At 63.8% G+C, this 13,184-nt stretch carries 11 protein-coding genes; 2 read left to right on the top strand and 9 right to left on the bottom strand.

The window, feature by feature from the left end:
- Positions 1-26 precede the first annotated feature (26 nt).
- Positions 27-533, top strand: a complete 507-nt coding sequence (locus ACZYGA_RS08050) for an OsmC family protein (RefSeq protein WP_479398812.1) — start codon at positions 27-29, stop codon at positions 531-533.
- A 174-nt stretch (positions 534-707) separates the two neighbouring features.
- Here ACZYGA_RS08050 and ACZYGA_RS08045 read toward each other — a convergent pair whose 3' ends face one another.
- The 5 genes from ACZYGA_RS08045 to ACZYGA_RS08025 all read right to left on the bottom strand — a co-directional run bounded on the left by ACZYGA_RS08045 (position 708) and on the right by ACZYGA_RS08025 (position 6,262).
- Positions 708-1,376 carry an RraA family protein gene (locus ACZYGA_RS08045; protein ID WP_479398810.1) on the bottom strand — a complete coding sequence of 223 codons (669 nt, stop codon included), beginning with the start codon at positions 1,374-1,376 and terminating at the stop codon, positions 708-710.
- A 22-nt stretch (positions 1,377-1,398) separates the two neighbouring features.
- Positions 1,399-2,703, bottom strand: coding sequence for a TRAP transporter large permease (locus ACZYGA_RS08040; protein ID WP_479398808.1), 1,305 nt, complete (start codon positions 2,701-2,703; stop codon positions 1,399-1,401).
- A 3-nt stretch (positions 2,704-2,706) separates the two neighbouring features.
- Positions 2,707-3,219, bottom strand: a complete 513-nt coding sequence (locus tag ACZYGA_RS08035) for a TRAP transporter small permease (protein WP_479398806.1) — start codon at positions 3,217-3,219, stop codon at positions 2,707-2,709.
- A gap of 10 nt (positions 3,220-3,229) precedes the next feature.
- Positions 3,230-4,219 (bottom strand): TRAP transporter substrate-binding protein DctP, encoded by a 990-nt coding sequence (dctP, locus tag ACZYGA_RS08030; protein ID WP_479398804.1) that lies wholly within the window; start codon positions 4,217-4,219, stop codon positions 3,230-3,232.
- A gap of 615 nt (positions 4,220-4,834) precedes the next feature.
- Positions 4,835-6,262, bottom strand: coding sequence for a sodium:solute symporter family protein (locus tag ACZYGA_RS08025; protein ID WP_479398802.1), 1,428 nt, complete (start codon positions 6,260-6,262; stop codon positions 4,835-4,837).
- A gap of 187 nt (positions 6,263-6,449) precedes the next feature.
- Between ACZYGA_RS08025 and ACZYGA_RS08020 the strand changes: the two genes are divergently transcribed.
- Positions 6,450-7,454, top strand: a complete 1,005-nt coding sequence (locus tag ACZYGA_RS08020) for a LysR family transcriptional regulator (protein WP_479398800.1) — start codon at positions 6,450-6,452, stop codon at positions 7,452-7,454.
- A gap of 151 nt (positions 7,455-7,605) precedes the next feature.
- Here ACZYGA_RS08020 and ACZYGA_RS08015 read toward each other — a convergent pair whose 3' ends face one another.
- The 4 genes from ACZYGA_RS08015 to ACZYGA_RS08000 form a co-directional block, all read right to left on the bottom strand.
- A complete protein-coding gene (locus tag ACZYGA_RS08015; RefSeq protein WP_479398798.1) occupies positions 7,606-9,138 on the bottom strand; it encodes an aldehyde dehydrogenase in 1,533 nt (510 codons plus the stop codon).
- Positions 9,135-10,481, bottom strand: a complete 1,347-nt coding sequence (locus ACZYGA_RS08010; RefSeq protein ID WP_479398797.1) for an allantoate amidohydrolase — start codon at positions 10,479-10,481, stop codon at positions 9,135-9,137. The genes ACZYGA_RS08015 and ACZYGA_RS08010 overlap by 4 nt, the downstream gene beginning before the upstream one ends.
- 1 nt (position 10,482) lies before the next feature.
- On the bottom strand, positions 10,483-12,216 hold the full coding sequence (locus ACZYGA_RS08005) for a thiamine pyrophosphate-binding protein (RefSeq protein WP_479398795.1): 1,734 nt from the start codon (positions 12,214-12,216) through the stop codon (positions 10,483-10,485).
- A gap of 168 nt (positions 12,217-12,384) precedes the next feature.
- Positions 12,385-13,182, bottom strand: a complete 798-nt coding sequence (locus ACZYGA_RS08000; RefSeq protein WP_479398794.1) for an aldolase/citrate lyase family protein — start codon at positions 13,180-13,182, stop codon at positions 12,385-12,387.
- Between the last annotated feature and the right edge of the window lie 2 nt (positions 13,183-13,184).

Here is a 13,184-nt window from a genome sequence, read left to right as displayed (position 1 = left end):
TTCCCTTCAGAGAGCAGCAGACAACGATGTCCAGACGACACCAGTATTCGGTTGAACTTGAGTGGACCGGCAATCGCGGCGAGGGCACCCGCCATTACACCGCCTATGAGCGTGATTTCGTGGCCCGTGTCAGTGGCAAGCCGAGTATTGAAGGCTCCGCCGACCCTGCCTTTCGAGGCGACGCTGGTCGCTGGAATCCGGAAGACATGCTGGTGGCCTCCGTCTCGGCCTGCCACAAGCTGTGGTATCTGCACCTGTGTGCCGAGGCCGGCATTCGTGTCATGAGCTATCACGACCACGCCGAGGGCACGATGCAGGAAGGCGCGCCCGCCGCTGATGGCAAGACTCAGACAGAGAGCCAGGGCGAGGCGGGACGTTTCACCTCCATCGTGTTGCGCCCCGAGATTACGCTGGCCGCCGGTGACGATATCGCGCTCGCTCATGAGCTGCACCACCGGGCGCATGCGCTGTGCTTCATTGCCAATTCGCTGAATTTTCCGGTCAGCTGTGAGGCGGTCATCATCCATCAGTGATACGTGGCAGACTATCCGCATCGGACTGACCGTGTCTTACAGACCGCGTCTTACAGACCGTGTCTTACAGACCGTGTCAGAACCCAAAAGGCCACCAGAGCAATCTGGTGGCCTTTTTTGGTTTCAGCATCTCTCTAAAGAAACAGCGTCTTGCGAACTGATCAAGCGAGGGGCTCAACCCCGTGCGTTCACTTCCTCGATCAGCTTGCTGGAACCGGTGAGGTCCGGCAGGCAGGCGCCGTCAGCGATCTTCGCCAGCAGCACGTCTTCCGCTTCTTGTACCTCGATGGCGTGGCTGGCGATGGCGGTGACTTCCTCTGGCGCCATCACGATGACACCGCTCTCGTCAGCGAGGATGGCATCGCCCGGATTGACGACCACGCCGCCGATGCTGACCGGCACGTTGAGCGCGCCACCGATACCGGCGAAGCGGGTGGTCAGCGAGGCGACACCGCGACTCCAGACCGGGAACTGCTTGTCGCGAATGGTCAGCGCATCGGTGGCCATGCCGTCGATCACCACACCGGCCACGCCGAGGCGTGAGGCGACCGTGGTCATCACGCCGCCCCAGCAGGCGCGGTGGCGATCGCCCTGACGATGCACGATCAGCACATCGCCCGGCCGCACCAGACGCATCAGGTGGTTGAGCAGGGTGCCGTCTTCCGGCGGCAGCGAGACGGTGACGGCGGTACCGGCGATGCGCACCTGGGGCAGCATGCTGGCAATCGCCGGTTCGATGAAGCCGTGGGTGTGGAAGTGGCCGATGGTGGCCGTCTCGCACTGCATGAGCTGTTCCAGCAGCTCCGGCGCGACCTGGTCTGGCATATCATTGAGTTGGTACATGAAAGTCTCTCGCTGTGGTTGGTCAGATCAGGCTGGGCAGGAAGGTCGTCAGCCACGGGGCCCAGTAGAGCATCAGCATCGCGAACAGGAAGCAGATGACGATCGGCCAGGCCGCGGCGTAGATGGTCTGCATTGGCGTCGCGGGGGCGGCGCCTTTCACCGCGAACAGGTTGTAGCCGAAGGGCGGGGTCAGACTGCCCACCGAGATATTGATCAGGAACAGCGTCCAGAACCACACCGGGTCAAAGCCATACAGCTTGACCAGCGGCGCGTAGATGGGAATCACCACCATCATGAAGGCGATCTGGTCGATGAACATGCAGGCGATCAGCGGAATCAGCATCAGGATCAGCAGCATCCACACCGGGTCGAGATCCAGCCCGGTCACGCTGCTCACCAGCCCGCTGGTGGCGCCGGTGAAGCTCAACAGCTGCGAGAACAGCTTCGAACACGCCAGGATCAGGATGATCATGGTGCTGACCTTGAGCGACGACATCACCGCCTCGCCGGCCATCTTGAACGAGAACTTGCGGTAGTAGGCCGCGACCACCAGCGAGCCCAGCACGCCGGTGGCGGCGGATTCGGACGGTGTGGCGATGCCGAGCAGAATCAGGCCAAGCACGGCGAAGATGATGATGGTGAACGGCAGCATGTTGATCACGGCGCGGCGCTTTTCCTTGGCCGTGCCGCCCCCGCTTTCATCGACGGGCGGCGCGCGGCGCGGGTCCATCGTGATGCGCACCTTCACGTAGAGGATGAACAGCGCAGCCAGCAGGATGCCGGGCAGAATGCCGGCGATCAGCAGGCGTGCGATGGAGACATCCACCATCGAGCCGATGATGATCACCAACAGGCTCGGCGGGATGATCGGCGCGAGACTCGCCCCGCCCAGAATCAGACCGATGGAGAGCCTGTCGTCGTAGCCGCGCTCCTGCATGGTCGGCAGCGCCGAGCGGCTGAGCATGGCGGTCACGGCCAGCGCCGAGCCGGAGAGGGCACCGAACAGCGTCGAGAGGGCGACGACGAAGAAATAGAGGCGACCCTTCATGCGGCCCATCAGGGCATCCAGCGAGTCGAAGATCACATCGATGGAGCCGGAGCGGAACAGCAGCTCCCCCATCAGCACGAACAGTGCGATGGTGGTCAGCGTCTCCGAGGTCATGCTGTCGTAGACACTGTTGGCGAACATGCCGAAACCGGCGGTGCCCATCAACCACAGCGTGCCGAGCACGTTGATGGTCAGGAAGGCGGCGAAGACGGGAATGCCGAGGGCAAACAGGCCCATCAGCAAGGCGATGGCCAGGCCCAGAGAGGTATACCATTCCATGACTCAGGGTCCTTTTCTGGTGTCGGCGGTCGCCGAGGGCGTCGAGCGGCTAAAGGCGTGACGCAGGAAGTACAGGGCGGCGCTGATCATCGCGTAGGCGATGAAGCTGGAGACCCAGACCTTGGGAATGTCGAGACCCATGGCGGTGGTGGTGTGGTAGCTGAACTGACGCAGGCTTTCCTGCACGCAGATCCAACCGGCCACGGCGCAGACGGCGCCGGTCACCAGGGCGAGGAGACGATCATAGACAGCGCGCGCGGCAGGGCCGAGGCGCTCCGGCAGCACGGTGATGGCGATATGGCCATGGGTGCGTGCCAGTTCCGGCGTTGCCAGCGAAATCGAGAGGCATAGCAGGTAAGCCACCATCGCGCCGGACCACAGGGTGGGTGAGTTGAAGAAGTAGCGCGCGATGACTTCCAGCCAGAAGCACAGGACGATGCCACACAAGGTGACACCGCCCAGAAGGAAGCCTGCTCGCGTCACGCCGTCATGCACACGTGCAAGCAGGGTTAGCATGGTGGATTCCTTACTCGCTGACGGTGGTCAGGTGCTTCTCGATCGCCAGCTCGCGCATGGCGGTCACGGCTTCCGGTGACTTGTCGATGCCCAGCTGCCAGATACCGTCGGTGACCAGCGCATCCAGACGCTCGGCGTCTTCCGGTGCGAATTCGGTGGGCTGCATGCCGGCTTCGTCCAACGCCTTCCACTCTTCGACCGCCAGCTCATCCAGCACCGGGACGATCTCGGTTTCCAGCTCACGCCCTTCGTCGAGCAGCACTTGCTGCTGTTCCGGCGACAGGGTGTTGAAGGCGTTCAGGTTCATCAGCACGAAGTTGTAGGTCTGACCGAAGGTCGGCTTGGAGTAGTAGCCGGCGACTTCCTGCCAGCCCATGTCCTTGACGCCATTCAGGCCCCAGGCCGCGCCGTCGATCACGCCACGGTCCATCGCGGAATAGACATCGCCACTGGACATCAGCACCGGCGTACCGCCCAGGCCCTTGGTGACGTTGGTATAGGTGGGGCTGCCGCGCAGACGACGGCCATCCAGACCCGGCGTGCCGGTGATCGGCTCCTTCAGCACGTACTGGAAGCCGTGGCTGCCCAGCGGCGGAATCGCGATCAGCTTGAGGCCCAGGCCGTTGTAGTGCTCATCGACCATGTCCCACAAGCCGGATTCACGCGTCTGTTCCGGGTTCACCGCCACGCCATCCATCGCGGCGCCGACGCCGGTGGTGTTGGTGTGATAGGCGGCATGGGTATACAGCAGCTGGAAGACACCGGCAGCGACGGGCTGCAGCTGCTCGAAGGGCGGTACCACATCCGGGCCGGTCAGCTTGATGGTGAGGTCGGCTGCCTTGTTGGCTTCGACTTCCTTGATGAATCGCTGGGCAATCTCGCGGGAGTAGGCGGTGGTCTGGTCGTAACTGGACAGCATGCGCAATTCGGTGGCCATGGACTGGGTGGCCGGGAGGAGCGCGAGCAGCGGGAGAAGAAGAGCGGGCTTGAGGGTTTTCATGACAGTATCCACGTTATCGTTATTGTGAGCGGGGCAGTGCATGCGGGACATCCCGTGACCCTGATGCGGAGTCGTAGAGAGGCATGCGGTACCTGTCCCTGCTTCTTGTTGTGATGGTACGCCTTCAATCTATGAGGCCCTCCCTTCGCGGTCAACGAATCATCAGCCTTTTGGGCTTTCAAATTTCAATACGCAGTATTTGCCAGATTTATGCAAGAAAATATGTGTGTATTGTGCGCTGGCAACAAGCGGGAATTTCGAGGATAAATAGGCCGCTTCATGGCAGAAAAGACCGTCAAGTCATCGCAAGGATGGCGGTCAGTCAATCGAGGAAATCCTTCTGAAGCCATCTGCTCGCTCAGCAAGCTGGTCAGGTAGATAGTCAGTAGAATGGCGGGCATGAAATCATCGATCGACTGCTGCTGAACACAGGAAAGCCCCCGTTGCCGATGCTCACAAGAGGTCATCGGTCACGGGGGCTTTCGGTTGGTGCATCACTGTCTGAGGCGCATTGAGTGCCACTGTCACCTCAACCAGCCAGGTCGGCTAGTCAGGTCGGCCAGCCAGGTTGGTCAGTCAGTGCGCCAAGTCAGCTCGGTCAGTCAACACGGCCAGTCAGCGCGGTGCAGACTCGGTCGAGAGAGCCAGGCTCGGCTTGCGCAGTGCCAGCGGCATCAGCGCCAGCGAGACCGGCAGGCCGATCATCACCGGGTGCAGGCCGAAGGGATGGCCCAGCACCTGCCACAGCACGGCGGTGGCCAGCCCGCCCCACATCATGATCACTCCGCCACGCGGGTCTGGCGTGCGACGGCACAGCGCGACCACCGTCGGCACCAGCACCCCGCAGACCAGCATCGCGCTGCCGAGAATCCAGATATCGAGCAGACGCGGTGCGTAGAGCGCCAGGCCCAGTGAAATCAATGACATGGCGACCACCGAGTGGCGGCTCATGCGCAGCATGAAGGCATCATCGCGGCCTTTCATGCGCGGCTTGATGATGTCGTTGGCAATCGACGACGCGCCGGCGATGAAGAATGAATCGGCACACGAGATGATGGTCGCCAGTAGCACGACGACCATGCTGACCATCAGCGGCAACGGCAGGGTGGCCTTGATGATGGCGTAGAAGGACAGGTCCGTATTGGCCACCGCGATGTCCAGCCCCAGCCTGGCGAAGGCACCGATCAACACCACGGCAGCGCCGACCAGCAGCGTGAAGACGATGGCGACGGCGTAGCCGGTACGTGCCGCCTTGAGGCTGCGCGCGGCCCAGAAGCGCTGCCACAGGTCCTGGCGCACGAACTGATAGGCACCGATGGTCAGCATGTAGACCGCAAGTTCATGACCGGAAATGCCGGTCAGGCTCAGGAAGTCAGGGTTGCCTTCGGGCATGGGCGCCGCACTGATGAACGCCCAGCTGCCGCTGGCGTAGTAGACGGTGACCAGCAGGAAGAAGATGCCGACGGTCTGCAGGGTGCCCAGGATGGCGTCAGACCAGATGACCGCCATCAGGCCGCCCAGCCATGTCTTGGCGGTCAGCAGTGCCCAGGTCAGCAGGATGCCCACCGGCAGTGCCAGGCCGAATACCAGCTTGAGGACCGTGGCCACGGCCACGAACTGCATGCCGGTGATGGCCGCGTAGGCACACAGGATACTGAGCAGGGTTGGCACCCTGACGCCTTCGCCGAAGCGACTGACCAGGAAGTCGGCCAGTGTCACCATGGTGAGGCGCTCGCCTTCGGCGTGGATCTTGCCGATGAAGAAGTACAGTGCGATGCCCGCGAAGGTCATGCCCACCGGCAGCCACAGCTGGCCCATGCCGAAGGTGTAGCCCTTGGAGACGAAGCCCAGCAGGGTGGAACCGCCGACGGCGGTACCGATAAGCGTACAGATCAGCGGGAAGGTCGAGGTGGAACGGCCTGCGACATTGTAGTCATCATAGGTCTTGATGCGGCGGAAGAAATACAGCGAAAGCCCCATCAGAAATACGCCACATGCTATGATCATGATCGAGAGAATGAAGGTTTCTCGGGAATCGAACATCGTCGTGTTTTCCGCTTTATTGATATTGTATTGATCGTCATTGCCGTCTTGAGCGAGAGGGAATATATCACTCGAGGGCAGACGTTGGTGACGCGGTGCAGACATTATTACCATCTGGCATGCCGCCGAGAGTGCGTTTCATTGCCCTCTTGCCGGCCGCGCCACTTTCGGGACAGGAACAATCGCCATGCGACCCATCCATGACACGCTGGACTGGAACCTGCTGAGAACCTTCATCGTCATCGTCCAGGAGGAAAGCGTCAGTCGGGCCGCGGCGCGTCTCTACCTGTCACAGCCAGCGGTGAGTCTGTCACTCAAGCGTCTGGAAGAACGTCTCGGGCAGCGACTGATCGAACGTGACAGCCACAGTTTTCGCGTGACGGGGGCGGGGCAGGTGGTCTATCGCGAGGCGGTGGAGATCTACGCCAACGTGGCGCGTCTCGCCTCTGAGGTGGGCAACAGTCATACGGAGATTTCCGGGCATGTCTCGCTCCTTTTCATTACCGGCATCGAATGCCGATTCCTTGATAGCGTGTTCGCGCGCTTTCATCGCTGTTTCCCCCAGGTCACCTTCTCGATCCAGGAGATGTCCAGTCACGAGGTGCAGCAGGGTCTGTTGCAGCGCCAGGGTGCGCTGGGCATCTGTCTGGCCCAGCAGACCCCGGAGCCACTGATGTCCCAGGTGCTGGCGCGCCAGAGCTACCGCTACTTCTGTGGTCGCATGCATCCGTTGTTCGGTCAGCAGAATCTACCGCTGGAGGCGCTGCGCAATGAACGTTATGTCTCCTTTGGCAGTGAGCAGCTCGATGGCGTGCTGTCACCGCTGGCGATGTTCCGCGCCCGCGAGGGCCTGCAGGGCCCGGTGATCGGTCAATCCAGCAGCCTGCAGGAAATCCGCCGCATGGTGCTGGCCGGCTGGGGCATCGGCTGCATGCCGGAACACACCGTGCGGCGCGAAATCGACGAAGGGCAGCTGTGGCCCTTGCCACCCTATGGGGGCGTGGCGGATATCGACCTGCATCTGATGTGGCACCGCGAAGCGCGTTTCAGTGCCGCCGAATCCACCTTCGTCGACTTCCTGCACAACGCGCTGGCCAAGGTGCCGCTGGAAGAGCGTCTGCATCGTGGGCTGGAAATGCAGCTGCCGGACGCCAATGCCGTGCTGGGCAGCGACGGCGCACCCGCTACTTGAATCAGCCCTGGCGCTCGATCAAGACCTTGCTCTCAAGCCCGCCCTGAAGCCCGTCTTGAAGCCCGCCCTGAATGGCCCGCGCCGCTGTCACCAGAGAGTCCGGGTGGCAGCGGCGCTTCGGGGGCGACCCTCGGGGGGGGCAACCGACGGTTCAATAGGCCAGATTGATCCAGGTGGTCTTCAGGTCGGAGTACTTGTCCAGCGCGTGCAGTGACTTGTCACGCCCGAACCCGGACTGCTTGACGCCACCGAAGGGCACGCTGATATCGCCATCGGCGTAGCAGTTGACCCACACCAGCCCCGCCTTCAAACGCCGCGAGACACGATGGGCGCGCGCCAGGTCGCGCGTCCACAGTCCAGCGCCCAGCCCATAGATGGAATCATTGGCCAGTTCGATGGCCTCTTCCTCGCCGTTGAAGCGGGTCACGCCCAGCACCGGGCCGAAGATTTCCTCACGCATCACGGTGCTGTTCTGGCTGCCTTCCACGATGGTCGGCTCCAGATACCAGCCACCGGCGGTGGCGTCGCTGGGCGCGATGGCTCGGCCGCCCTGATGCAGCGTCATGCCTTCCGCGAGTGCCGTCTCGACGAAGCCGAGCACCTTCTCGTGGTGGTCCGCGCTGACCAGTGCGCCCATGCGCGTGGCCGGGTCTAGCGGGTCACCGGCCGGCATGGCGCGGGCGCAGGCGATCAAGCGCGGCATGAAGTCATCGAAGATGGCATCATCGACATACAGGCGCGAACCGGCGATGCAGACTTCGCCCTGATTGATGAAGATGGCGTCGGCGGCGGCGCGTGCGGCCTGATCGAGATCCGGGCAATCGGCGAACACGATATGCGGTGACTTGCCGCCACACTCCAGCCACACCCGCTTCAAGTTGGAGTCGCTGGCGTAGCGCATGAAGCGCTTGCCGGTCGCGGTGGAGCCGGTGAAGGCCAGCGCATCGACTTCCATGTGCAGGCCAAGCGCCTGACCCGCCACCGCGCCGAGGCCCGGCGTGACGTTGAACACACCCGCCGGAAGGCCAGCTTCATCGGCGAGTGCCGCCAGACGCAGCGCACTCAGGCTCGAGGCTTCGGCCGGCTTGAGTACCACGCTGTTGCCCAGCGCCAGCGCCGGCGCGAACTTCCAGGAGGCAATCATCAGCGGGAAGTTCCACGGCACCACCGCCGCGACCACGCCCAGCGCTTCACGGGTAATGGTGGCGTGCACGTTCTCGCCGGTGGGCGCGATCTCGTCGTAATGCTTGTCGATGGCCTCGGCGTACCAGTCCACCGCGCGCGCGGTTTCCACCAGATCAAAGCCCAGGCTGTCGCCGATCGGCTTGCCCATCTCCAGTGTCTGCAGCAGGGCCAGTTCTTCGGCATTGTCGCGGATCAGCTGCGCAAAGCGCTGCAGCACGGCCTTGCGCGCCTGGGGCGACTGGCGCGACCACACGCCGGAGTCAAAGGCACGCCGCGCCGCCATCACGGCGCGGTCGATGTCCTGCTCGGTGCAGGCGGTGACATGCGCCAGTACGTCGCCGGTGGCCGGATTCCAGGCCGGGAAGGTGTCGCAGCCGGTGCTTTCCACATAGGCACCGTCGATGAAGGCACGCGTCTCGAAGGTCAGCGCTGCCGCGCGCTGCTGCCAGTCGGCATGGGTCAGCGGAGCGGCAGTGGTCGAAGCAGTGGCAGTGCTCATTGGGTGTTCTCCACGGTCGTGGCGTTGGCGCTGTCGGCGAGAGAGCCGCGGCTGACGACACCGGCGCGCTTGAGCATCGCCAGCAGCAGCACGTTGGCACCGGCTTCGAGATCGGCAGGCTCGGCGTTCTCGCTCTCGTTGTGGCTGATGCCGTCTTCGCAGGGCACGAAGATCATCGCCACCGGATTGATGCCGGCGATCTGCACGGCGTCGTGACCGGCACCGGTTTCCATGTCGCGGAAGCTGAGGTTCAGCTCCTGACTTGCACTGCGCACCATCTCGATCAGTTCCGGCGCGAAGGGCGTCGGCGGAATGTGCTGTACTTCGATCAGTTCGACATCGACGCGCTGTTTGTCGCTCTGGTTGGCGGCGTGATGCTTGAGGCACAGCGCCTTGAGCTGGTCGTGCATCTCGGCCAGTACCGCCGGTTCCAGATGACGCAGGTCGACGCTGAAGCGCACCTGGCCCGGAATCACGTTGCGCGAATTGGGATGCACATTGAATTCGCCACAGGTGACGCGGCCATTGGGCTGGTAGGCATCGGCCAGCGTCAGGATATCGCTGACCAGCGCGCAGGCGGTCTTGAGCGCATCGCGACGGTAGGACATCGGCGTCGGACCGGCGTGGGCTTCCTGACCGCTGACCACCACGTCGAACCAGTGCAGACCCAGCGAGCCGGTGACGGCGCCGATGGTGATCTCTTCCTGCTCCAGCACCGGGCCCTGCTCGATATGCGCCTCGAAATAGGCGCCGAAATCATGGCTACCCACCGCCACGTCGCCGGCATAGCCGGTGCGCTCAAGCGATGCGGCAACGCTGTCGCCGTCACGGTCGGTGGCGGCCAGGGCCTTCTCCAGCGGAATCAGGCCCGCATGCACGCCGGACCCCATCATCACCGGCACGAAGCGGCTGCCTTCCTCGTTGGTCCAGATCACCACTTCCAGCGGGGCTTCGGTCTCGATGCCGTGTTCATCCAGCACGCGCATGACCTCAAGGCCAGCCAGCACGCCGAAGCAGCCGTCGAACTTGCCGCCGGTGGGCTGGGTGTCGATGTGGCTGCCGGTGGCGACCGGCGGCAGGCTGTCATTGCGGCCGGGACGACGGGCGAAGAGGTTGCCGATCTCGTCGACGCGCAGCGTCAGGCCAGCAGCCTCGAGCCAGCCGGTGACCAGCTCGCGGCCGGCGCGGTCTTCTTCGGTCAGGGCCAGACGGCAGTTGCCGCCCTTGGGCGTGGCTCCGATCTCGGCCAGTGTCATCAGCGCATCCCACAGGCGCTTGCCATCGACGCGCAGGGCGAGGGAGTCCAGCACGTCTTGAGTCGCTTGAGTTGAGGATGTGCTCATGTCAGATACCTCCCTTGTCGTTGCGTGTCAGAGCATCTTCGCGGATGCCGCTCAGCAGCTTGCCCGGGGCGATGCCGTCCGGGTCATAGCGCAGCTCGATCAGGGCCGGCAGACGCTCGCGGTCGGCGAATTCCAGCGCGCGCGTGAAGCTCTCCTCGAAGTCCTCGTCCTTCTCCACCACCTGACCCAGGCCGCCGTAGGCGGTGACCAGCGCGGCGAAGTCCGGATTGGTGAAGGTCAGCGCGATCTCGCGGCCCGGGAAGTCGTTTTCCTGGTGGGCGCGGATGGTGCCCCACATGCCGTTGTTGAACACCAGCACCACGATGCCGAGGCGATACTGCAGCGCCACGCCCAGTTCCTGCAGGTTCATCTGGAAGCAGCCATCACCGGCGTAGCAGACGGCGGGGCGTTCCGGGAACTCGAGCTTGCTGGAAATGGCGGCGGGCAGGCCATAGCCCATGGAACCGACGGTCGGGGCCAGTGAACTGCCCAGACCACGGAAGCGCACATAGCGGTGGGCGTAGAGCGCGTAGTTGCCGGCGCCGACGCTGATGCAGCCCTTGCCATCGAGGATGCGATCGACGGTCAGGCTGACCTTGTCCAGGCTCAGCGGGCCTGGCGACGGCTGCTCTTCCAGCGTGGCCAGATAGGCGGCGCGTGCCTCGCGCGTGATGTCAGACCAGCGCGGTGCGCTGTCCGGTGACAGCGTGGAGAGCGCCAGTGAGAAGCCGTTGACGTCGGTGTTGATGGCCAGCGTCGGCTGATAGACACGGCCCAGCTCTTCCGGGTCTGCATAGATGTGCACCAGCTTCTGGGTCGGCACCGGCGACTGGATCCAGCTGTAGCCTTCGCTGGTGGCTTCGCCGATACGGGTACCAACGGCGATCACCAGATCACTCTCGACCAGCTGCTGGCGCAGTGCGTCATGCATGCCCATGCCGACATGACCGGCGAATTGCGGCAGTTCCGCATCGACGCACTCCAGACGGCGCCAGGCGACACCGGTGGGAATATCGAAGCGCTGGGCGAAGCCTTCCAGCGCGACCTGGGCATCGCGGGTCCAGCCGCTGCCGCCGACCAGCAGGAAGGGGCGCTCGGCAGTCGCAAGCAGGCGCTTGAGCTCATCCAGCTGCGGCTGACCCGGGTAGGTGGCCAGACGCGGGTGCGGCTTGACGTCCGCGACCTGGGCTTCGCCCCACAGGGTGTCTTCGGGCAGTGCCAGCACCACCGGCCCCGGACGGCCGCTGCGCGCCACCTGATAGGCGCGGGCGATGTATTCCGGAATGCGTGAGGTGTCGTCGATCTGCGCGACCCACTTGGTCATCTCGCCGAACATGCGGCGGTAATCGATTTCCTGGAAGGCTTCGCGCTCGATGAAGTCGCCACCGACCTGACCGATGAACAGGATCATCGGCGTGGAATCCTGATAGGCGGTGTGCACGGCGATGGAAGCGTTGGTGGCGCCCGGGCCACGGGTGACGAAGCACACGCCCGGCTCGTTGGTCAGCTTGCCGTAGGCCTCTGCCATATAGCCCGCGCCACTTTCCTGGCGGCAGACGATGGGCTCGATGGCACCCTTGTGCTCATTGAGCGCATCGATGCACGGCAGGTAGCTTTCGCCCGGCACCAGGAAGACACGCTTGGTGCCGTGCAGACGGATCTGGTCGACGAGGATCTGCCCGCCATTGCGCAGCGGCAGAGTGGAAGCGGAGGAGGTGTTCGCGGCCTGAGTCATGGGAGTGCTCTCGTTGTTGTTGAGAATTCGATGTTGATAATTCGGTGTTGAGAAATCGGTACTGAGAAATCGGTACTGAGAAATCGGTGCCTTGAAGCGGTAATGCATCCGGTGCGGCGCTCGGTAGGACAACGGTTCAGTGCTTAGGCGCGATGCTGTCGACAGGCATCAGGTCTGCGTCCCACCAGCGGGCATCGGGTCAGCGCCGCGAGCGGGCATAAGGTCATAGAGCGCTTCGAGCTGTTCGAGGTGGATGACGCAGCGTGCCTTGAACCCCTGCTGGTTGGCCCAGTGCTGGTCGGTGCCCAAGCCGTGCTGCCAGCGCCATGGGCCATCGATGGCCAGTCGTTCGTGGCGCTGGCAGACCTGCGCCAGCCGCTCGCGCCACGGCTTGAGCGTCTCGGTGATGGTCGCGACGGGCAAATCCGGCATCAGACCGAGATCCGCGGCCAGATCCCCGGTACCGATCAGCGCGCCCAGCAGGCGTGGCGTGTCATCGCCCGGGGCAAGCAGTTCCTCGGCGGCCAGCAGTCCGGCCTGGCTTTCCAGCGTCGCGAGGCTCTTCAGACAACCCCGCGGCAGGCCATGCAGGTCTTCCTGCTCGGCGAGGGCGTCATCCAGCGCTGCCAGCTGGGCGCGTTGCTCGACGGCGGGCAGGAAGATGGCGGCAGGAATCCCGGTGTAATCACCCAGGGCGGTGCTGATCAGTTCAGCCAGCTCGTCATGTCCGCCGTGCGTGAGCCGGTTGAGACGCACGCACGGCCATATCTCGAGGGCACGGGCGCGTCTGGCGAATTCGGCGAAGCGGCTGATGGCAAGCTCGCGTCCGACGGCCGGGGTGAACTCCTCGAGATCGACCACGATGGCATCGGCACCGCTGGTGAGCGCGGCTTCCAGTCGTGCAGCGTCATCGCCGGGCACGAAAAGCCAGCGCTGCGGGAGGGGCTGAGTGGCAAGAGAGGTCATCG

The sequence above is a fragment of the Cobetia sp. BL01 genome, assembly GCF_056493605.1.
Note: the sequence above shows the minus strand (reverse complement) of the source record. Positions and strands in the feature narration are given on the sequence as shown.

Coding starts and splice junctions, on each gene's coding strand:
- ACZYGA_RS08050 (WP_479398812.1), top strand. CDS start 27: ATGTCCAGACGACACCAGTATTCGGTTGAACTTGAGTGGACCGGCAAT.
- ACZYGA_RS08045 (WP_479398810.1), bottom strand. CDS start 1,376: ATGTACCAACTCAATGATATGCCAGACCAGGTCGCGCCGGAGCTGCTG.
- ACZYGA_RS08040 (WP_479398808.1), bottom strand. CDS start 2,703: ATGGAATGGTATACCTCTCTGGGCCTGGCCATCGCCTTGCTGATGGGC.
- ACZYGA_RS08035 (WP_479398806.1), bottom strand. CDS start 3,219: ATGCTAACCCTGCTTGCACGTGTGCATGACGGCGTGACGCGAGCAGGC.
- dctP (WP_479398804.1), bottom strand. CDS start 4,219: ATGAAAACCCTCAAGCCCGCTCTTCTTCTCCCGCTGCTCGCGCTCCTC.
- ACZYGA_RS08025 (WP_479398802.1), bottom strand. CDS start 6,262: ATGTTCGATTCCCGAGAAACCTTCATTCTCTCGATCATGATCATAGCA.
- ACZYGA_RS08020 (WP_479398800.1), top strand. CDS start 6,450: ATGCGACCCATCCATGACACGCTGGACTGGAACCTGCTGAGAACCTTC.
- ACZYGA_RS08015 (WP_479398798.1), bottom strand. CDS start 9,138: ATGAGCACTGCCACTGCTTCGACCACTGCCGCTCCGCTGACCCATGCC.
- ACZYGA_RS08010 (WP_479398797.1), bottom strand. CDS start 10,481: ATGAGCACATCCTCAACTCAAGCGACTCAAGACGTGCTGGACTCCCTC.
- ACZYGA_RS08005 (WP_479398795.1), bottom strand. CDS start 12,216: ATGACTCAGGCCGCGAACACCTCCTCCGCTTCCACTCTGCCGCTGCGC.
- ACZYGA_RS08000 (WP_479398794.1), bottom strand. CDS start 13,182: ATGACCTCTCTTGCCACTCAGCCCCTCCCGCAGCGCTGGCTTTTCGTG.